Here is a 21,641-nt window from a genome sequence, read left to right as displayed (position 1 = left end):
AGTATCCTCTCCTTGTGATTTTATTTGGACCTCTTTATATAGAATGTTTTATTTAACCCGCAGCCCGAAGACACTTCGCTTTCCGGGGGCGGCTGATGAGCCTCCTCGTGCCTTCAGCACTGTGGGGTCTCATCTAGGCCTGCAGTCCCCCAGGAGTCTACGTGTCTTCGGGCTGCTCAGTGCTTCGAAATGTTTCTCAAAAAGCGACAAGCATTTAGAAAATAGCCTCTAAAATGTATATCTTCTTATATTATATAAATCAGCTCATTAATGCCATCATCAGTGCTTTCTGAGCGTGCAACCTGTTTTCTGCCTGCTGAAAGACAACTGATTGCTTTCCGTCAATAACATCTGCTGTGACTTCCTCTCCACGGTGTGCTGGCAGACAGTGCATGAAGAAAGCATCATTCTTGGCAAGCGAACAAAGCCTGACGTTCACCTGAAAATCGGAAAATGCTTGTTTCCTGTTTCCTTGTTCGTCTTCCTGCCCCATACTCGCCCATACATCGGTGTAAATGACATCAGCCTGCTCTGCGGCAGCCTGCGGGTCTGAAGTGACTTCCACATGTCCCCCTGTCTGCTCGGCGATCGTTAATGCTTCCTGAACAATCGACGTGTTCGGCATATAATCGTCAGGGGCGGCAATGTTAATATCCATCCCTGTCATGGCTGCCCCGATCATCAGGGAATGTGCCATATTATTCCCATCTCCGATATAAGCAAGTTTCACACCGCTCAATCCGTTTTTTATTTCCCGGATTGTCTGCAAATCGGCAAGCACCTGGCACGGATGATACATATCTGTCAGCCCATTAATTACCGGAACCGTCGCATTTTGGGCGAATTCCTCAAGGACTTCGTGGGAAAACGTCCGGATCATCATGCCGTCAACGTAACCTGAGAGAACCTTGGCTGTATCTGCCATTGATTCCCCTCTTCCCAACTGCAGATTGTCTGAATTCAGAAAAATCCCTGAGCCACCGAGCTGGAAGATACCTGTTTCAAAAGAGACGCGCGTTCTGGTCGATGGTTTTTCAAACAGCATGCCAAGTGTTTTTGCTTTCAATGGTTCCTCATGCAACCCTGATTTATGTTTCTGTTTCAGTTCACCAGCAAGCTCAAGCAAGTAGCCTAATTCTTGTATGTTCAGATCAGTAAGTTTTAGAAATTTGCGGCCCTTTAGCTCATTACCGGTAAATACGGGCTCAGCTTTTGTTTTCATTTACATAGCACGCTCCTTCCGCCGATTCAGTTCACGGCTGTCATTCAAATAATCATTCACTGGCACAGGGGCCTCCTGCGGCTGTTCTGCTGCATAAAGATAAGCAAGCAATGTTTCAGCGGACGTGAGACATGTCGTATTAACCGCCAGGGCTGCCATCCTGAGCCGGGTATGCTCATCCTCCATAAATGATTTTTGTGTATCGCAAACGAGTGAAAATCCATTTTCCGAACAAATATTACTGGCTTCGGCAATATCCACGATACGGTCAATGTGGATTCTCTTTTTGCTGAGGAAAGCGGCAGTTTCCGGATCAGCAGCTACCTTGATCGGTAAATTTGAGAGCAAGGACAAGAGCTGCTCGGTTAAATTGTCAGTTGAACCAAGGGACAGATAAACGGGTTTGTCTGTCGCTTTGTCCAATAGGCTGTTTTCCGTCCAGCCGCATGCTTTTGCCAGTGCCTGACCAATCGTTCTCCCTAGTCCGATAGCTTCGCCGGTTGACTGCATTTCTGGTCCTAGGTAAGGATCGACCCCAGATAACTTTGCTGACGAAAAGACCGGCATTTTAACGGCATAATATGGTATATCCTCATGCAATCCAAGTTTCCATGCCTGTTCTGCGAGGGACTCACCTGTTTGTATGCGCACTGCCAGATCAATCAGCGGTATGCCGGTTACTTTGCTTGCGATCGGCGCCGTCCTTGACGCCCGCGGATTAACTTCCAGCACATACAATTCCTTGCCGTCTTCACTGAGCACGAATTGAATATTGACCATACCCTGCAAATTCAGTGCTGCCGAGATGGAGGTCGCATATGATTCGATCTGCTGCTTTTGCGACTGTGAAAGGTCGGGCCCCGGGAAAATTGCTATACTATCTCCTGAATGGGTCCCCGCCCGTTCTATATGCTGAAACACACCTGGTATCAGGATGTCCTCTCCGTCGCAGACTGCATCTACCTCAAATTCTTTTCCCGGAATAAAACGATCGATCAATAGCGGGAAGATAGCCGATTCGGACGCTTTTTCTTTCAATCCGTTAAGGTATGTCAGCAGTTCCGGCTCACTGTGCAAAATAACCATCCCGCTTCCGCCGATAACGTAGGATGGCCGCACCAGAACCGGATAGCCTATATCAGATGCGGACTCGACTGCTTCTGTTATCCCTGACACTGTTTTTCCAGGTATATGAGGAATTTCAAGCTTTTGCAGCAGCTGATAGAACTCATCCCGGTCCTCCGTTGCGTTGATTGCCGGTAAAGATGTGCCATAGACATGGACACCGTTCTTGTATAATTCCTCCACGAGGTTAATTGCTGTCTGCCCGCCAAACTGCACCACAACCCCATCGGCTTCTTCATTCTGAACGACGGCTAAAACATCTTCAGCGGTCAGCGGCTCAAAATAAAGATGATCGGCCGTATTGTAATCCGTACTGACCGTTTCCGGGTTATTATTTATGACGGTCGCATTGATGCCCTGGTCCTGAAGGGACATCGCTGCATGCACTGAACAATAATCAAATTCAATCCCCTGACCAACCCTGATCGGACCAGCGCCCAAAACGACAACCTTTTGACCTTTTAATGGCAAGGCTTCATTCGCATCGTCCCAAGTACTGTAAAAATAGCCTGTGTCCGCTGATGCTTCTGTTTCACCTGTATCAACCATTTTGTAGGAAGGTGCCAATTTCAGGGATAGTTCCTGCGCTGCTCCTATATCTTTATTGAGAAGCGAAGCCAAGATCTGATCGGAAAATCCCATTGTTTTGGCCTGGTTCCATTGTTCCCAAGTGACGGCATCCCAGTTTTTTTCCTTGATTAATTTCTCCATGTCAATGACAGCCGCTATTTCGTTCAAGAAGAAGTGATTGATGCCAGTCAATTCGTGAATGTCGTCGAGCGAATAGCCTCTTCGTATGGCTTCTGCTGTCACAAACAACCGTTCATCTGTGGCATGCATCAGCGCCTTTTCAATTGCTTCCGGTGTCCAATCGGAAAGAAACGGAAAATGACTGATGCCGGTATCAAGCGACCGAACGGCCTTATTCAATGCAGCCGGAAAGCTGCCGGCCAATGCCATTACCTCACCCGTTGCCTTCATTTGCGTCCCGAGTGTCCTGTCAGCGGTCCTGAATTTATCGAACGGCCAGCGCGGTATTTTCACGGCGATGTAATCAAGCGCCGGTTCAAATCCCGCGTATGTGTTGCCTGTCATCGGGTTTTGCAGTTCATCGAGGTGCCACCCCATGGCAATCTTGGCCGAAACTCTGGCAATTGGATAACCGGTTGCCTTTGAAGCGAGTGCACTTGAACGGCTGACCCTTGGGTTGACCTCGATAATCACATACTCATCACTGTCCGGGTTCAGAGCAAATTGAATATTGCAGCCGCCGATAACGTCCAGAGCCCGGATTACCTTAAACGAAACGTTCCGGAGCATTTGAAGCTGCTCTTCAGTCAATGTCTGTGAAGGTGCAACAACTATACTGTCACCTGTATGAATACCGGCCGGGTCAATATTTTCCATATCACAAACGATCACACAGTCATCATTTGCGTCCCTAATGACTTCAAATTCGATTTCCTTCCAGCCTTTAATACTTTGCTCTACAAGCACCTGACCAACAGGGCTCATATCGAGGCCGTGCTGGACGGCTGACTTAAGCTCGTGTTCGGTTTCAGCGATTCCTCCACCGGCTCCGCCTAACGTATAAGCCGGTCTGATGATAATCGGAAAACCAGCTGTCTGTGAAAAACGGATCGCGTCGTCTATTGAATGGACTGATAAGCTTTCGGGAACAGGTTCTTCGATTGCTTTCATGGTAGATTTAAAGATATCACGATCTTCGCCTTTTTGGATAGCTTCTAAAGAGGTACCGAGCAGTTCCACTTTATATTGCTCCAATACACCTGCTTCGTTTAATGACATAGCCAAATTCAGTCCTGTCTGCCCGCCGAGTGTCGGCAAAATTCCATCCGGCTGTTCTTTTTGAATGATGGCGGTGAGTGAATCCGTCGTCAGTGGCTCCAAATATACATGATCGGCTATTGTTTGATCTGTCATAATTGTTGCCGGGTTATTGTTGACAAGGACAACCTCAACCCCTTCTTCTTTCAGTGCCAAGCAAGCTTGTGTCCCGGAATAATCGAATTCAGCTGCCTGACCAATGATGATGGGCCCTGATCCAATCACCAGAACCTTCCGAATCTGCTGTAGTTTAGGCATAGTGTACCTCCTCTTCCGTAAAACGTGTCACATATAATGTATAAAATGTTATGTATTATTATGCAATAAAATTTATATTAATGCAATACCCTTTATTAATTTAATTAGTGGTTTTAAGAGTTTTTCGAAAGCTATTGTTATTAAGGGTGAATGGTATTCGATCAGGGTGGTTTGTCATTCAAAGCAGAAAGCAGCATTCAGTGCGAAAGTATTTTTCAAAAAATAATTGCAGACCATTTTGCTGGTCTGCACTGAATTCGTTAATTTTTTAATTCCTTAACCTTATTTTCTATTTTTCCGATGTTGTCAATTTCTACAGTTATAATGTCTCCGTTGTGTACAAACTGTGGCGGATTCATTCCCATCCCGACTCCGTTTGGCGTCCCGGTCATGATCAGATCACCAGGTTTTAATGTGATCAGGGACGAAATGAATTCAATCAGAAACGGAATGTCAAAGATGAGCTTTTCCGTCGTTGCTGATTGTCGCTCCTCGCCATTTACGTAAGAACGAACTGACAATTTTTCGACATCACCGACCTCATCGGCAGTGACAACCCACGGACCAACAGGTGTAGAGCGATCCAAAGTCTTTCCTTGAAGCCACTGTGGTGTCCGCTTTTGCAGATCGCGTGCCGACATATCATTGCCGATTGTGTAACCGGCAACATAATCAAGCGCTTCGTCACGTTTGACATGTGATGCTTCTTTTCCGATAACCGCCATCAGTTCAGCCTCGTAATCGAGCTTGCTGACGAATTCGGGTTTTTCAATCACATCCTCGGGACCAATCAGCGCATTTGCAAATTTGGCAAACAATACCGGGTTGTCCGGTACGTCACTATCCATTTCGGCTGCATGTGCTGCATAGTTTTTGCCGACACATATAATTTTTCCAGGGGATGGAACCGGAGTGGAAATAGATACGTCAGCCCGGTTAAAACTGATAGCTCCCGTATCATTCGCTTCTGGATATGTCTTTAGATCTTTAGCCTGTTCGATAACTCGATGTCCTGCTTTGAAAAATTGTGCAGGGTCAGCTGGAAAAAGCTCGTCCGCAGCATCTGCCGCATCAATATCACTATTGGAACGCTTTAATCCCCTCCAAGCTTCCTGAAGGTCAACAATCTTTTCGCCATGCATGAAGCCCATTCTCGATGGGCCGGGAATTCCTTTAATTTTGTAGCTTAATAATTTCAAAATATGTACCTCCTTGAAGACTTCGGTTATATACATATTCGACTTCAAACATCCCATTCCCTGTTTGGGTTGCTATTTTTCAAGAAATTTTTCAATACGGGAAAGTTTGCGCCTGTATGAAGGATCATGGGCAAGAGATTACAAACATGTTCCTAAAAGCGCAAACATGGGCGGCAACACCGCAGCATACCCGAAACTTACGGCTCCCGAAGCCAAATACAGGAAAATCCGGCACTCTGTATCAGAGTGCCGGATTATTTCTATCAATTATGAATGTGACTATCAATTTCAGCTACCATGTGTTTACATTTCTCATATTCATTCTGTCGTCTTTTTTCAACGGCTATGCGGTTATCAAGGTTCCTTTCATATTCGACATAGCCCATTTTGTTTGATTGCTGCATTGCTTTTTCCATTTCTGGCGTGTAATGCATTTTTATTCCACTATTAATAGTGAACCATCCTTTCGTTTGATTACGATATCAAGAATACCATATCTATAGTACCTCGACAATTCGCATTTAAACGCGTGTAAACGACAGAGTTGAGAAATATTATGGCTGTTGCGATTAAGCTGTGTTGTATTTAAATATAGAGCAAATTACTGCCAAATGCTGTGGATTCCCTAAAAATCGCCTTTACTCCGATTTGCCGTCAACCGGCACCACAGCACCGTTGAACTCTTCTTTGATAAAGCTTTGAATTTCTTCAGAGTGCAGCACATCCACTAAAGTGTTGAGAGTTTCGTTGTCCTTGTTTTCCTTTTTCACTGCTACCACATTCACATATGGAGATTCATTACCCTCCAGAATGAGAGCGTCCTCTGATGGGTTCAAATTAGCGCCGATTGCATAGTTTGTATTAATCGCAACCAAGGTATTTTCTTCTGTTTCATATAAATTAGGCAATGTTGCTGCATCATAATCATATGAGAACGTCAGATTTTTCGGGTTTTCCACAATATCGTCTGTCGTCGCATTGACCGTTTCAACATCCTCAGCCAGTTTGATCAGCCCCTCACGTTCAAGCAATCCGAGAACGCGTCCATGGTCTGCAACAGAGCGGCTCATCAGCACTTCGGTCCCTTCAGCAACCTCATCAATGCTGTTGAAATCCTTGGAGTAAATACCCATCGGTTCTATATGAATACCGCCAAGATGAGTGAAATCATAGCCAATGTCCTCAATCTGCCCTTTCAAATAAGGAATGTGCTGGAAGTAGTTTGCATCAATTTCTCCATTTGAAAGGTCTTCGTTTGGTAAAACATAATCCTGATACTCTTCAATTGTCAGAGTGATGCCTTTTTCCTCAAGAATCGGCTTTGCTTCCTCTAAAATCTGAGCGTGCGGTGTACTGGATGCACCGACTTTTATTTCAGTGTTGTCGCCACTTCCCGATCCCCCGCATGCTGCCAGTAAAACAACTAATAATAATGATACAAACGCCAAGCCTTTTTTCATGTCTGTCTCGCTCCTTCTTTTTATCCAGCATCTAATGGACAAATAGCCCGCCACAGAACGGCGGCTAACTGTTCATAAATGCCCGATTCGGTTCTACTAACATTTAGTGGAGGAAAACACTCCACTGAATGAAGTTTCTCTTTACCTTTTATCTATTTTGTTTGAAATATAATCACCTATGAATTGGAATAAAAATACGATTAATACGATTAGAACTGTACATACAAATACGACATCAAACTCTCGCCGCTGGAATCCGAAAAAGTACGCATAATTTCCCAATCCTCCGGCACCGATGACACCAGCCATAGCTGTATAGCCAATCAGGTTGATTGCTGTAACGGTAATACCCGAAACAAGTGCTGGCATCGATTCCGGGAGCAGAACCCGAAAAATAATTGTCCTGGTTTTCGCGCCCATGGCCTTTGCCGCCTCGATAACACCTTTATCCACTTCTTTCAGGGCAATTTCAACAAGCCGCCCGTAAAATGGTGCCGAGCCAATGATTAATGCCGGCAGTGCTGCATTCGGACCGCGGATCGTTCCAATCAGGAAGTCGGTAAACGGGAACAGCAATAAAATTAAAATGATAAATGGTATGGCCCTGAATATATTGACGATTGAGGCAACCATTATGTTAAGTATTTTATTCTGCCAGATGCCGCCTTTCATAGTCAGATAAAGCAGGAGGCCCAGCAATATACCAAAAATAAATGTGCCGATCAGTGCAAAAATCGTCATGTAAAATGTTTCATAAGTTGCGACCCATAAATCCTGCATCTCGATATTCGGAAACAGATTATTCCACATTCCGGACCACCTCCACTTCCACAGAGGTCTCATCCGTTATATAGGTTATAGCGCGTTCAATTTCATCCGTATGGCCATCGATTTGAACGAACAATGTGCCATATGCGCCCTGCTGCATTTGTGTAATTTTTCCCTGCAAAATATTGATGTCAATGTTAAATGATCTGGCAACATGGCTGATAAGCGCCTGATTTGCGGATTCACCAACAAAATGCAGTCTAACGATTTTTCCACTTTCATACATATTAACTAGTTCTTCGACACCGTTATGTTCACCTTCAGTTCCCATCACCTGTTCTACAAACTTTTTGGTGACCCGCTGTTTCGGATGCAGGAACACATCAAGCACATCGCCTTGTTCGACGATTCGTCCTTCTTCCATCACGGCCACCTGATTACAAATCTTACGAATAACATGCATTTCGTGCGTAATCAGGATAATGGTCAAACCCAGCTTTTCATTGATATCAACAAGCAAATCAAGAATCGCATTCGTCGTTTCCGGGTCAAGAGCAGAAGTTGCCTCATCACAGAGAAGTACTTTCGGTCTGTTTGCAAGTGCCCTTGCAATTCCGACACGCTGCTTCTGGCCGCCGCTTAATTGTGATGGATAGGCGTTTTCCCGGCCGGCTAAACCGACAAGTTTGATGAGTTCCCCAACACGCTCTTCCCGTTCACGTTTTGGCACCCCGGAGATCTCCAGCGGAAATGCGATATTATCTTTCACTGTTCGTGACCAGAGCAGATTAAAATGCTGAAAAATCATGCCAATTTCCTGACGGGTGAGACGCAGCTGATTGGAATTTAATGTTGTAATATCCTGATTATCGATGACTACTTTTCCGGCAGATGGTTCTTCCAGCCTGTTGACCAGACGAACAAATGTACTTTTGCCGGCGCCGCTGTAACCAATAACGCCAAATATCTCACCTTCTTTAATATCAAGGGTCAAATCATCGACAGCCGTTATCCGATTCTTTGTTGTTGTTGAAAAAATCTTTGTTAAACCCTCTATCGATATCAAGGTTTTCCTCCTTCATTGTTACTATGTCCGTATCTAACAATAGCATTACTTCGCTTTAAGGTAAGATGCCGGGAATCATTGATCTGTGAATGATGGCATTTTTTCATTTAGAAAATCAAATCTAAAAGAAAAACGCCTTTCTGTAAGAGAACAGAAAGACGTGTGTATATCATCTTCACGTTCCCCTATCTGCCAAAGCATCCGCTTCGCAGGAATTGGCACCTTTCAAATAACTTTGATTTGAGGTTGCCGCGGTTTCATAAGGCCAGCCCCTCCACCGCTCTGGATAAGAGAAAATTCATATTCATTTACCAATCGACTTTAAAAGGATACCATGCCCTTGTACCGGCTGTCAATAAAATTAACTTGTAGCAAACAGCTCCGGCTTGTAGTCCATCAAATAGCTGTATATGTTGGCAATCGACTTGAAAGCGTAAACTTTATCCCTGATTTCCCCGCCTTCCTTGATCAGCAGGCAAGGGACACTTTCGACTTTGTAATCCTGCATAAATTCAGGGTTGAGTGACGCATTCATTTCATAAAAAATATCCTGCTGATGAACCGATTCGATTTTATCAAGCATCGTTCTTGCAAGTGCACAAGTACCACATAATGGTGTATAAATATATAATAAATAACGTTCCTGCTGCAATATATCATCAGTTACCTGCTGCAAAAAAATCACCCTAAATCAGAAAAATCGGATTAACCTCAATTCGTTTCCCTGCCAGTTCAGCAGCCAGTATATTATCAGGTGTTGTCGCCACTTCGCGATATTCACTGCTGACATAGATATGTTCGGCATGCGGAAGCTCGCGTGACAGCTGATTGCGAAGCCTGATGCCCGGACTGTCTTCGTCAACCAAAATATAAACATCCCGGTTGTCGAGGTCATAGTCCTCGAGAAGCTCATCAAATTTTTCCACGCCAAGTGTTCCGTTTGTACAGATAATTTCTGCATCCTCAGCAATCACTTTTTTGATTTGCTTTTTATCGGTCAACCCTTCCACAATGATAACTTTTTCGGTGTACTCTGTCATCTATATTGCACTCCTTAAGAAAACACCATGATGGGGGGTACAGATATTATATGATTGGAAACCATTAACGATTAAAAAAGCCGACCTTCACATCTGAGAGTGAGTCAGCTTTTTCATCATCGATTGTTATTAATCATTGTTAATGGCTTCTTCGTATTGCTCAGCAGATAATAACTGATCGACGTCAGACTCATTGGACGGTTCCAAAACAACCATCCAGGCTTTGTCATAAGGTGATTCATTAACGAATTCCGGGCTGTCTTCAAGCTCCTCGTTAATTTCGACGATTTTCCCGCTGATCGGGGCATACAATTCTGAAACCGTCTTAACAGACTCGACACTGCCGAATGGCTCATCAACCTCAATTTCATCACCAACTTCAGGCAACTCGACAAAGACAATGTCACCAAGTTCATCCTGTGCAAAGTCCGTAATCCCTATCCGAACTTTTCCGTCCTCTTTTTTCACCCATTCATGTTCTTCAGTATAAAACAAATCTTGTGGTAAGCTCATAAATATCCCTCCATTAAATCATTGCAACGGTAACCATAACTATACTAGGAAGCTCTGTGTTTTTCTAGTATAACATTCTATTTTTACAGCCAGGTTTCGGTGAATGTATCTTCTTTAAATCCAACTGTCACTTTCTCGCCGTCTGTCACGATCGGCCGTTTGATCAGCATGCCGTCCGAGGCCAGCCACTCCGCCATTTCTTCGGTACTCGCATCCTTAATTTTTTCCTTCATATTTTGTTCACGATACTTTTTTCCACTTGTATTGAAGAACTTTTTCGGCGACATGCCACTTTTGGAAATAAAGTCCAACAGTTGTTCCTTCGTAGGTGGTTCTTCTACAATATGTATGCTTGTATAATCAATGTCATGTCCGTCGAGCCACTTTTTAGCTTTTTGACACGTACCGCATTTCGGGTACCAGTAAAACGTTAATGCCATGTGCTTCTCTCCTCTGCTATAAAATAGATACATTCATTATAGCAAAATTAACACTCTCAGGCGACCAGAATTATTTTTATGGCTATAATTGTGAATATTTCAGCCGGAAGTTGTGAACTTCGGGTTTTTCTTTTATAACAAAAACTGCTCCGCAGCCTATCTGGCCGGGAGCAGATTTCCGTTGCTTAAATCAGACAACATATTTTTCTTCTTCAATGATCTTTGCTGCAATTTCACGTTTTTTGGCAATCACGTTTGTTGGCGTGTGACGTGTCAGCTTACGCAGAGATGACAGCATCATTCTCAGGTTATCGCCTTCTTCAACAGCGATAAGTGATTCTTTTGCATCTGCTTCAATCCGGTTAAAGGCTTCCTGCACATATACCTGTGTGTATAGAAGCTTCTGCTTGTGTTTATCTTCACCATCTTTATTGATTGCTTTTTCGGTACGCAGGACGGCCGCTTCCATATTGTATATTTCATTGACCATATCTGCCAGATTAACCAGAATTTCCTGCTCGTTTTCCAGCTTCTGCTGATATTTTTGTGCAGCCAGGCCAGCACCGAGCAACACCATTTTCTTGGCGTTTTTCAACAGATATTTTTCCTGCTCCAAAGTAGCATCGCCGATTTCTTCAGGCATCATCATCATGAGTTCTTCCTGGAGTTTTTGTGCTTCCTGAAGAAGCGGCAATTCACCTTTCATGGCTTTTTTCATCAGCGTTCCGGGCACAATCAGACGGTTGATTTCATTGGTTCCTTCAAAAATCCGATTAATCCGGGAGTCACGGTACATTCTCGCCACTTCATACTCCTCCATGAAGCCGTAACCGCCATGGAGTTGGACAGCTTCATCCACAACATGATCGAGACATTCTGTGGCCGAGAATTTATTCAACGAACACTCAATTTGATATTCAGCGATCGCTTTTGCCACTTCTCTGCCGTCTTTCAACTGTTCGTCTGTCAATGAACCCATCCGCTGCTCAAATAATCCGACTGTACGGTAAACGGCGCTTTCGTTGGCATATGTTCTAACCGCCAGTGTTGCCAGCTTTTCCTGAGTCAATGAAAAACTTGAAATCGGCGTGTTGAATTGTTTTCGTTCATTAACGTATTTCGTTGCCACTTCGATTGCGTTCTTGGAGCCGCCGACACCGCCCATAGCAAGTTTATAGCGACCTACGTTCAGGATATTGAAGGCAATTTTGTGACCTTTTCCTTTTTCACCGAGCAAATTCTCAACCGGCACTTCAGCATCCTCCAAAATCAGTGTTCGGGTTGAGGAACTCTTGATACCCATCTTCTTTTCCTCAGGTCCTGTTAAAACACCAGGGAATTCGCGCTCAACGATGAATGCTGTGAATTTATCGCCTTCCACCTGCGCATAAACAACAAATACGTCCGCAAAAGCTGAGTTGGTAATCCATTGTTTTTCACCGTTCAGAATATAATGGGTGCCTGCTTCATTCAATGTTGCTGTAGTTTTCCCGCTCATGGCGTCAGAACCCGCACTTGGTTCTGTCAATGCGTAAGCCGCGATCTTCTCCCCGGTAGCTAATTTCGGTAAATATTTCTCCTTTTGCTCCTCGTTTCCAAAAAATACGATTGGCAGCGTTCCAATACCGACGTGTCCGCCATGTGTTATCGAAAAACCACCGGCACGTGCAAATTTTTCGGTGATGATGGCTGAGCTGATTTTATCCAGGTTTAGTCCGCCATATGCTTCCGGAATGTCCGCGCCAAGCAGTCCCAGCTCACCTGCCTTTCTAATCAGGTCAACGGAATGCTCAAATTCATGATTTTCCAGATTGTCAATTTTGGGTAAAACTTCACCATCAATAAAGTCATCGGTCGTTTTACCGATCATTTTATGTTCTTCGGTAAAATCTTCAGGTGTCACCACATCTTCAGCTCGCAGGTCTTCTGTTAAAAATCCGCCGCCTTTGAACAACTTCTCTGTTGTTTCACTCATATTAATCGTTCCTTTCCATATTGGAATTTTTCCATTGCATCAAATTTCTTTGATACGATATTCAAGGTCCTTTTTGTATATTTTGCTGCTTATTACGCAGTTGCAAAATCGCGCGACACCCTCCAGATTTCGCGCGAGGGTGGCATGAAATCGCGCGACATTCCCTGGATTTCGCGCGAGAGTAGCACGAAATCGCGCGACACCCTCCAGATTTCGCGCGAGAGGACTCCTCGTACTCAGATGTCGTGAACAAAATACACGCGCTGACATGGCGTTGATTGGAGCGGAGGGCAGGAGACTCCTGCGGGAAAGCGGGCGGCTGGTGAGCCTCCTCGAACTCCGTTCTGCGGGGTCTCACCTATGCCTCTGCTCCCGCAGGAAGCGGTCTTTGCTTCCGAGGAAACTGAAGCGTTGCCCTAAGGTGTGCGACTGCCCGCAGCGGAAATCAACCAAAACACTATGTCGCAGTTTATGGATTTTGTGTCAAGAACAACAAGCTTTTACAATCCTTTGAATTCGTGCGAGTTAGCATTTACGCCTTTTCAACAGACTAGAACTAAATTTCAACAAGATTCATAGCTTACAAGAGTTCAAACACGCCGGCTGCTCCCATGCCGCCTCCGATACACATGGTGACAACACCATATTGTACGTTGCGGCGCTTCATCTCATGAATGAGGCTCAGTGTCAATTTTGTCCCAGTCATGCCAAGCGGATGACCGAGTGCGATGGCCCCGCCGTTAACATTGACAATATCCGGGTCCAGATCAAGTGCCTGAATGACACGGACTGACTGTGAAGCAAACGCCTCATTCAATTCAATCAAGCCGATGTCAGATAAATCCAGCCCAGCAATTTTCAACGCTTTCGGTACAGCTTGGACGGGACCGACCCCCATGATCTCCGGTTCAACACCCGCCACAGCAAATGAATGAAATTTGGCAAGCGGCTCTAGACCTTCTGAATCAGCCTTTTCACGGTCCATCACGAGAACAGTGCCTGCTCCATCACTCATTTGCGAGGAGTTTCCTGCTGTTACGGAGCCCGTTGCGGAAAATGCCGGCTTCAGATTGCCGAGAATTTCTTTTGTTGTGCTCGCGCGTACCCCTTCATCCATTTCAAACTTCAATGTTTTCTCTTCAACGTTATTCTTTTTGCCAATCACGCGCTCAGTCACTTCGACCGGCACGATTTCATCTTTGAATTTACCTTCTTCAAGCGCTTTTGCTGCGCGCTGGTGACTCCGGACAGCAAATTCATCTTGTTCGTCTCTTGAAATGCCAAAACGTTTGGCCACTTCTTCAGCAGTGTGGCCCATTTGCATGTAATATCCCGGTGCATTCTGAACAAGCTTCGTATTCGGCTTAATCACATGCCCGCCCATTGGAATTAAGCTCATGGACTCTGTCCCGCCGGCGATGATTGTATCACTTGCACCGACCATAATACGTTCTGCTGCATATGCAATGCTTTGCAGTCCGGATGAGCAATAACGGTTAATCGTGATGCCGGGAACATCTTTTCTGAGACCGGCAAGACCGGCAATGTTGCGCGCCATATTCATGCCTTGCTCGGCTTCCGGCATCGCACAGCCGATAATCACGTCATCGATATTCCCGTCATAATCTCCCGCGCGTTTTAATGTTTCTTTAATCGTTAAGGCTGCCAGGTCATCGGGTCTTGTGCTGGCCAATGAACCTTTATTCGCTTTTCCTACAGGGGTTCTTGCACCCGCAACAATTACTGCTTCCTTCACGTTTTCTCCCCCTCTTCAAATTAGTTTCGCAATGGTTTTCCTTTTAAAAGCATGTGTTGCATACGCTGCTGTGTCAGCTGTTCACTGATCAGGCTGAGGAATGCTTCACGTTCCAGATCCAGCATTGTTTGTTCGTCAATCAGTGTTCCTTCTTTAATCCGTCCGCCTGATAGTACATATGCTAATTTTTCAGCAATCTTCACGTCATGATCTGATGCATATCCACTGAACTGCAGTGATTTTGCACCAAGCAGCATTGCGGCATATCCTGCGTCGCCGACAACCGGGATCTTCTCGCGTTTTGGCGGCTGGTAACCTGCTTTAGCGAGTGCCAATACTTTTTCTTTTGCATCATGCAGCAGGTGCTCCGGATTCACGCTGATGTCATCACTGCTATCCAAAAATCCGTTTTCCCGGGCTTCCTCAGCTGATGTTGATACTTTGGCCATGGCCACTTTTTCAAAAACGTCATTTGCAACTTTGGTCAGATCAAAGTCTACACCTTTAGGCAAAGTGCGGAGTTCTTTCAGATAAAGTTCTTTCGTTCCGCCGCCGCCCGGGATTAGCCCGACACCAAATTCGACCAGACCCATATATGTTTCAGCTGATGCCTGGATTGATGCGGCCGGCAGGGAAAGTTCAGCGCCGCCCCCAACCGTCATATTGAATGGGGCGGTTACAACTGGCTTTTCAGAGTATTTAATATTCATCGCCGTATTCTGGAATTGTCGGACAACCATATCTAGTTCAAAGAAGTCATCATCCTGTGCCGCCATCAGCATCATGCCAAGATGGGCGCCAACACTGAAGTTTTTGCCCTGGTTACCGATGACCAGCCCTTCATAATTTTGATTCACTTCTTCAATCGCCTCATTTACCATTTTGATAATATCCAGGCCGATAGCATTGCCCGGGCTATGGAATTCCAATCCGGCAACACCGTCTCCCAAATCTATTAAACTGGCACCAGAGTTCTTCTTAATAACCCCTTTTTCTTCTTTTAATCGTTTAAGATTAATTTCTTTCGGGTTAAAATACTGCTGTTTGTATTCACCGTTATCGTAATAATAGACATTGCCATTTTCAGTCTGATAGAAGGATTCCTTTCCGGATTCCAGCATGTTCAGTATCCATTCAGGGACTTCCGATCCCTCTTGTTGCATACGCTCGATTGATTTTCGCAAACCGATGGCATCCCACGTTTCAAATGGACCGACTTCCCAGCCGAATCCCCATTTCATCGCCTGATCAATGGAGACAATGTCATCGGCAATTTCACCTGTAAGTTCCGCAGAATAGATGAGCACCGGTTTTAAAACGGACCAGACCAAGTCACCGGCCTTGTCACCTTCAGCTGATACAAACGCTTTCAATTTACGGCTGGGGCCTTTCTCCTGTTTCGCCATCTCAGTTGCATTCGTTTTCAATTTTTTGCGGTCTTCATATTCAAGCGTTTCAGGATTTAATTCGTATATTGTGCTTCCATCTTTTCCTTTTTTCTTCAGGAAAAATCCCTGACCGCTTTTTGCACCAATCCAGCCTTTTTCCTGCATTCTTTGCATGAAATCCGGTACCTTGAACACGTCTTTTTCTTCACCTTTAACCTGATCACGCACATTATTGGCGACGTGAATAAATGTATCCAACCCGACAACGTCCAGCGTACGGAAAGTGGCACTCTTTGGACGACCGATCATCGGTCCGGTGACAGAATCCACTTCACCGATACTGTAACCGCCTTTCAGCATCTCCTGCACGGTTATAAGCAGCCCATATGTTCCAATCCTGTTGGCTATAAAATTCGGCGTATCTTTTGCTTCGACAACACCTTTCCCCAGAACGTCTTCACTGAATGTTTTCATAAAAGAAAGCACTTCCGGATCTGTTGCTTTCGTTGGAATAATTTCCAAAAGCTTCAGGTAGCGAGGTGGGTTAAAAAAGTGTGTGCCGAGGAAATGTTTGCGAAAATCCTCTGACCGTCCTTCAGCCATGGCCTCCACTGAAATACCGGATGTATTGGAACTGACAATAGTTCCTTCTTTTCGATAGTTGTCAACGTTTGCAAATACCTTTTGCTTGATTTCAAGATTTTCAACAACCACTTCGATGATCCAGTCAACATCCGCTAGTTTTTCAATGTCGTCCTCCATATTGCCGACTTCAATTAAATCAAGACTATTCCTAGATGTGATTGGTGATGGTTTTTGTTTTAATAAAGCTTTTTTACTGTCGGCAGCCATACGGTTCCGTACAGCACGATCCTCAAGTGCTAAGCCTTTCTTTTCTTCATTTTTGGTCAGTTCACGCGGTACAATATCCAGCATTATCGTTGGGATACCGACGTTAGCCAAGTGTGCAGCAATACCGGACCCCATTACCCCGGAACCCAAAACCGCAGCACGCTTGATCGTTCGCTTCATGTTTTTTCCCCCTATCATCTTTGAATGAATACTCATTCATTTTTGCCAAAAAATAAAAGATAGTCGCCTATCCATCTATTAACAGTATAAGTTATATTCTGATAGTTCGCAACAAAATAAGTAATATTTTTAAGAAAACTTGGCTTAACGTCAAGCTCACTTATGCAGTAAGACAGGATTTATCCTTTCTTAACCGCTTAATAAAAGAAAGGCTTTTATGAACCGGCAAACTAAGTTAAAATGATAAAGGTTTATAAATGAGGATTCAGGTTATCGGCAAGACAGCTGATTTCAACATTTTTTGGAAAACTTTGCTTCTCGACAGGCATCAATATCGTAAGCCTTAGTTACACTTATTGCAGTAAGAAAGGATTTGCATCATATGAACAAAAAACTTATGACAGAATATGTTCAAATTATTATCGGTGCTTCATTAGTCGGACTATCTTATAATCTGTTCCTTTTGCCCTCCAAACTTGCAGCGGGCGGAATTTCAGGTGTCAGCACCATCCTTTATGAATTATATGCATTAAGCCCTGCCCTCACCCAATTTTTGATTAACCTCCCCATTTTTATTATCGGTTGGATTGCCCTGGGAAAAGATTTCAGCTGGAAAACGCTGCTCGGTACCTTTTGGGTGCCATTCATGATCTATCTTACGGCTGATTTTCCTTATACGGTTTCAAATCCTGTGCTGGGTGCCATTTACGGTGGCCTCATTCTAGGGGTTGGTCTTGGAACAGTATACAAGGGACGCGGTTCGACTGGCGGAACAGCGGCTATCGCACAGGTTGTCAAAAAATTCACCGGTCTTTCAAGCGGGTATTCGCAGCTGATTGTCGATGGTCTGGTTGTTACTTTTTCCATCATTGTATTCAATCTGGAATTGACCTTATTTGCACTCATGTGCATCTACATCACAAGTAAAACCATTGATATCGTGCAACTGCGTACATCAGCAACTAAACTGATTATGATCATTACAGAAAACGAGGAGAACATTCACGATATGATCAGCGACCAGATTGATCGCGGATTGACAAAAGTACGAACCATTGGGGGCTATTCCAACCAGGATAAAACGATGATCCTATGTGTTGCCGAACAGCAGGAGGCAGTTAAACTGAAGCGAATTATGCAGGATAAGGAACCCACATCATTTGTTGTATTTATCGATGCCTCAGAAGTATTGGGACGGGGCTTCACCCTTGATAAGTATTACGGCCAGAAATTCTAATTATACCGTGCAGAAATCGGCGTCCTGCCGGTTTCTTTTTCCTGCAAATACCTTTGCTGTTCTGCCGATATCTTGTCTCTTCTGCGGATATTTCTGCTCTTCTACCGATAGTTTTTCCCTCCCGCAGATATCTTTGCTCTTCTGCCGAACCCCCTCCTTCTGTCGATAATAAAGTAAAACTTCATTCAGTGGGACGTTTAAGACGGTTTAATCTAACAGCTTCCGAGTCCAGTTGTAAAATGTTCCAGCATAAATCGTAATCATTCCTATTTACAAATCGTAATTATTACGATAATATGAATGCATTCATTTCGAAAGGACTTGTATGATGAAACGATATCAGGCCATTCTACTATTAATAATGACAGGAATTCTTGCAGCCGGCTGTACATCATCTGAATCGGATACAAACAGCAATGCTGCCTTGAAAATTTACACCTCTCTTTACCCGATTCAATACGCGGTAGAGCGAATCGGGGGTGAATCTGTTGAGACTGAATCTGTCTATCCACCCGGTGTTGACGCCCATACGTATGAACCATCCTCCAGGGAGATGACATCCATTGCAGAAGGTGATGCGTTCATGTTCCTCGGCGCCGGGATGGAAGGATTTGCGGAAACCGCTGCTCAGGCACTTGACTCACAGAATGTAGCCTTAATCGAATTAGGTGCTGACGAGGCATTATTTCATGAGGAAACGGACGGAAGTAATACACATGATCACGCGGGGCATCATCATGACCATAACCCGCACATTTGGCTTGATCCAACACGAATGATTGACATGGCAAAAATCATCAAAGGCAAGCTTGCTGACCTGCATCCGGAAAAATCAGAACAATACACTAACAATTTTAATGAACTGAAAAATGACTTGCTTGCATTGGATGAACAGTTCCAAAAAACGCTCAAGCCGAAAAAAAACAAAAAAATTCTCGTATCTCATGCAGCATATGGCTATTGGGAAAAACGCTATGGGATTGAACAAATTGCCATCAGCGGATTATCGTCAAGTGAAGAACCATCCCAAAAGGAATTAACGACAATCATTGATCAAGCACAGAATTATAATATGGACTATATTCTTTTTGAACAAAACAGTTCTGACCGTGTTTCCGAAATTATACAGGACCAAATAGGCGCCAAAAGCTTATCCATTCATAATCTCGCCGTTCTAACAGAAGCTGATGTTGCAAACGGCGAAGATTATTTGTCATTAATGAACCACAATCTTGAAGTACTTGACCAGGCAACCGAGTAGGAGGCATATAGAGCTATGGAAGAGCCAGTTGTATCAATGAAAAGCATCACTTATGCATATGAACGGAAAAATGTCCTGAATGATATTAATTTTGAAATCCCCAGGGGCGTTTTCATGGGCGTGCTCGGCCCAAACGGCGGTGGCAAAACAACTTTAATAAAACTTATTCTTGGCCTGCTAAAACCCGACAATGGAAACATTCGTCTGTTCGGTCAGCCCATCGAAAATTTCAAAGACTGGGGCAAAATCGGTTTTGTTTCCCAAAAAGCCAATTCATTCAATAAAGGCTTTCCAGCCACCGTCTATGAAGTTGTGTCAATGGGATTGACTGCCAAGATCGGCTATTTAAAACTATTTACATCAAAACATAAAAAGAAAGTGCTTCAGACAATCGACCAAGTCGGCATGAGCGATTACGCGTATGAGAATGTCGGCAGTCTATCAGGTGGACAACAGCAGCGCGTCTTTATCGCCCGGTCACTTGTCAGTGATCCGGAGCTCCTGATTCTTGACGAACCGACCGTTGGGGTAGACCAGGAAAACGTCCGTAAATTTTACGACCTGCTGCATCAATTGAACGACGAACACAATATCACATTGCTGCTTGTCACACATGATACCAGGACGATGACAGAACATGCGACAGACATCGTTTGCGTGAATAAGACGCTGCATTTTCACGGGAACCCTAGTGAATACAAAACACTGTCCAATCAGGACCTATCACAATTTTACGGTCATCCCGTTAACATTGTGGCACATGACCATTAACGTTGGAGGACTCATTTTATGCTCGCAGATTTTTTGGAATATGACTTTTTAAGGCATACATTTTTCACAGGACTTTTAATCGGAATCATCGCACCACTTCTTGGGACGTTCATTGTTGTTCGCCGTCTTTCCTTGATCGCTGATGCTCTGTCACATGTAACGCTTGCGGGAATTGCCTTTGGGCTGTTCATAGATAAGAAGTTTGCGTTGGGGATAACCCCACTGTACAGCGGAATGGGCTTTTCGGTGCTCGGGTCCATTTTCATCGAAAAATTGCGCGGTGTCTATAAAGCGTATCAGGAACTGGCCATTCCAATTATTCTATCCGGCGGTGTTGGCCTGAGTGTTATTTTCATTGCACTTGCAGATGGATTCAACACAGATCTTTTCAACTACTTGTTTGGCTCTGTGTCCGCCGTTAGTAAGACGGATTTTTATTCCATTTTAGGGATATCCGTTGTGATCATTCTGGTTATCCGTCTTTTTTACCGGGAGTTGGTCACCTTATCATTCGATGAGGAACATGCGGTTGCATCAGGCATTCATGCAAAACGGATTCATTTATTGTTTATCATACTGACAGCACTTGTCATTGCCGCATCGATCCGTGTTGTCGGTGTTCTGCTGGTGTCGGCACTAATGACCCTGCCGGTAGCAACAAGCATGCGGATAGCCCGCGGGTTTAAGCAAATGATTGTATTTTCAATTGTATTCGGTGAACTGGCTGTTATCATAGGATTAATATCAGGCTACTATTTCAGTATCCCTCCCGGCGGCACCATTGTCGTTGTTTCCATCATCATGCTGCTGTTGGCGATCGGGATTAAACGATATTCATTTAGGAGGGTAACCCATGAAACTGAATGAAGCTATTAAGGAAGTAAAGCGTCACGGCTATAAAACAACCGCCAAACGAAAAGATATGCTGAATTTCTTTGCTGAGGCTGACGGCTACCGGACGGCGAAGGACCTGATCAACCACCTGGAACCTGCCTATAAAGGAATTAGTTTTGATACGGTGTACCGCAACCTGCACATGTTTGATGACATCGGTGTCCTAGAGGCGACCGAATTAAATGGTGAAAAGCACTTCCGCATCAGTTGCACACACCATCATCACCATCATTTTATCTGTAAAGATTGCGGAAAAACCAAAGAAATTGAGGTCTGCCCAATGGACGAGGTACGGAAGGCTCTCGGCAATTACGCCATTGAAGACCATAAATTCGAGATTTACGGCTTATGCCCGGTTTGTCAAGAAGCGTGGTAAAGAGGCCTCCCC

The 21,641-nt window shown here is 44.5% G+C and carries 19 protein-coding genes and 1 riboswitch; of the genes, 5 read left to right on the top strand and 14 right to left on the bottom strand.

The window, feature by feature from the left end; translation table 11 throughout:
* Window positions 1–259: 259 nt before the first annotated feature.
* The 14 genes from argF to ON01_RS16900 form a co-directional block, all read right to left on the bottom strand.
* Entirely contained in the window at window positions 260–1,222 is a 963-nt protein-coding gene (gene argF, locus ON01_RS16960) for an ornithine carbamoyltransferase (protein WP_010532213.1), read from the bottom strand.
* The gene (gene carB / locus ON01_RS16955; RefSeq protein ID WP_010532212.1) at window positions 1,223–4,453 is read right to left on the bottom strand and encodes a carbamoyl-phosphate synthase (glutamine-hydrolyzing) large subunit; all 3,231 of its coding nucleotides are present in this window, start codon (window positions 4,451–4,453) and stop codon (window positions 1,223–1,225) included.
* A 260-nt stretch (window positions 4,454–4,713) separates the two neighbouring features.
* Entirely contained in the window at window positions 4,714–5,652 is a 939-nt protein-coding gene (locus ON01_RS16950) for a fumarylacetoacetate hydrolase family protein (RefSeq protein WP_010532211.1), read from the bottom strand.
* A gap of 263 nt (window positions 5,653–5,915) precedes the next feature.
* Complete coding sequence (locus ON01_RS20295; RefSeq protein WP_483466327.1) at window positions 5,916–6,038, bottom strand: YuzK family famiily protein; 123 nt, start codon at window positions 6,036–6,038, stop codon at window positions 5,916–5,918.
* Window positions 6,039–6,290: 252 nt separating this feature from the next.
* On the bottom strand, window positions 6,291–7,112 hold the full coding sequence (locus ON01_RS16945; protein WP_010532209.1) for a MetQ/NlpA family ABC transporter substrate-binding protein: 822 nt from the start codon (window positions 7,110–7,112) through the stop codon (window positions 6,291–6,293).
* A 141-nt stretch (window positions 7,113–7,253) separates the two neighbouring features.
* The gene (locus tag ON01_RS16940; protein WP_010532208.1) at window positions 7,254–7,922 is read right to left on the bottom strand and encodes a methionine ABC transporter permease; all 669 of its coding nucleotides are present in this window, start codon (window positions 7,920–7,922) and stop codon (window positions 7,254–7,256) included.
* Window positions 7,912–8,946, bottom strand: coding sequence for a methionine ABC transporter ATP-binding protein (locus ON01_RS16935; RefSeq protein WP_010532207.1), 1,035 nt, complete (start codon window positions 8,944–8,946; stop codon window positions 7,912–7,914). The genes ON01_RS16940 and ON01_RS16935 overlap by 11 nt, the downstream gene beginning before the upstream one ends.
* Before the next feature lie 182 nt (window positions 8,947–9,128).
* A riboswitch (SAM riboswitch) is annotated at window positions 9,129–9,239 on the bottom strand.
* Between the two features lie 68 nt (window positions 9,240–9,307).
* Complete coding sequence (locus tag ON01_RS16930) at window positions 9,308–9,631, bottom strand: thioredoxin family protein (RefSeq protein ID WP_029329178.1); 324 nt, start codon at window positions 9,629–9,631, stop codon at window positions 9,308–9,310.
* Window position 9,632: 1 nt separating this feature from the next.
* Window positions 9,633–9,986 (bottom strand): toprim domain-containing protein, encoded by a 354-nt coding sequence (locus tag ON01_RS16925; protein WP_010532205.1) that lies wholly within the window; start codon window positions 9,984–9,986, stop codon window positions 9,633–9,635.
* A gap of 129 nt (window positions 9,987–10,115) precedes the next feature.
* Window positions 10,116–10,499: a glycine cleavage system protein GcvH gene (gene gcvH, locus ON01_RS16920; RefSeq protein WP_010532204.1), complete on the bottom strand. Its 384-nt coding sequence runs from the start codon at window positions 10,497–10,499 to the stop codon at window positions 10,116–10,118.
* 83 nt (window positions 10,500–10,582) lie between these two features.
* A complete protein-coding gene (locus tag ON01_RS16915; protein ID WP_010532203.1) occupies window positions 10,583–10,939 on the bottom strand; it encodes an arsenate reductase family protein in 357 nt (118 codons plus the stop codon).
* A 190-nt stretch (window positions 10,940–11,129) separates the two neighbouring features.
* Window positions 11,130–12,914, bottom strand: coding sequence for an acyl-CoA dehydrogenase family protein (locus tag ON01_RS16910; RefSeq protein ID WP_010532202.1), 1,785 nt, complete (start codon window positions 12,912–12,914; stop codon window positions 11,130–11,132).
* Window positions 12,915–13,494: 580 nt separating this feature from the next.
* Complete coding sequence (locus ON01_RS16905; protein WP_010532201.1) at window positions 13,495–14,670, bottom strand: acetyl-CoA C-acetyltransferase; 1,176 nt, start codon at window positions 14,668–14,670, stop codon at window positions 13,495–13,497.
* Between the two features lie 20 nt (window positions 14,671–14,690).
* A complete protein-coding gene (locus tag ON01_RS16900; protein ID WP_010532200.1) occupies window positions 14,691–17,090 on the bottom strand; it encodes a 3-hydroxyacyl-CoA dehydrogenase/enoyl-CoA hydratase family protein in 2,400 nt (799 codons plus the stop codon).
* A gap of 382 nt (window positions 17,091–17,472) precedes the next feature.
* On the opposite strand from ON01_RS16900, the gene ON01_RS16895 reads away from it, so the two are divergent.
* The 5 genes from ON01_RS16895 to ON01_RS16875 all read left to right on the top strand — a co-directional run bounded on the left by ON01_RS16895 (window position 17,473) and on the right by ON01_RS16875 (window position 21,629).
* A complete protein-coding gene (locus tag ON01_RS16895; protein WP_010532199.1) occupies window positions 17,473–18,327 on the top strand; it encodes a YitT family protein in 855 nt (284 codons plus the stop codon).
* A gap of 328 nt (window positions 18,328–18,655) precedes the next feature.
* Window positions 18,656–19,588, top strand: coding sequence for a metal ABC transporter solute-binding protein, Zn/Mn family (locus ON01_RS16890; protein WP_010532198.1), 933 nt, complete (start codon window positions 18,656–18,658; stop codon window positions 19,586–19,588).
* Window positions 19,589–19,603: 15 nt separating this feature from the next.
* Complete coding sequence (locus ON01_RS16885; RefSeq protein WP_010532197.1) at window positions 19,604–20,359, top strand: metal ABC transporter ATP-binding protein; 756 nt, start codon at window positions 19,604–19,606, stop codon at window positions 20,357–20,359.
* A gap of 18 nt (window positions 20,360–20,377) precedes the next feature.
* On the top strand, window positions 20,378–21,226 hold the full coding sequence (locus tag ON01_RS16880) for a metal ABC transporter permease (protein WP_010532196.1): 849 nt from the start codon (window positions 20,378–20,380) through the stop codon (window positions 21,224–21,226).
* Complete coding sequence (locus ON01_RS16875) at window positions 21,213–21,629, top strand: Fur family transcriptional regulator (protein ID WP_010532195.1); 417 nt, start codon at window positions 21,213–21,215, stop codon at window positions 21,627–21,629. The genes ON01_RS16880 and ON01_RS16875 overlap by 14 nt, the downstream gene beginning before the upstream one ends.
* The last annotated feature ends 12 nt before the right edge of the window (window positions 21,630–21,641 follow it).

It is taken from the genome of Lentibacillus jeotgali, from assembly GCF_000224785.1.
Lineage (GTDB): Bacteria > Bacillota > Bacilli > Bacillales > Amphibacillaceae > Lentibacillus > Lentibacillus jeotgali.
The sequence above is the reverse complement of the archived record's forward strand: the minus strand, read 5'-3'. Positions and strand labels throughout refer to the sequence as shown.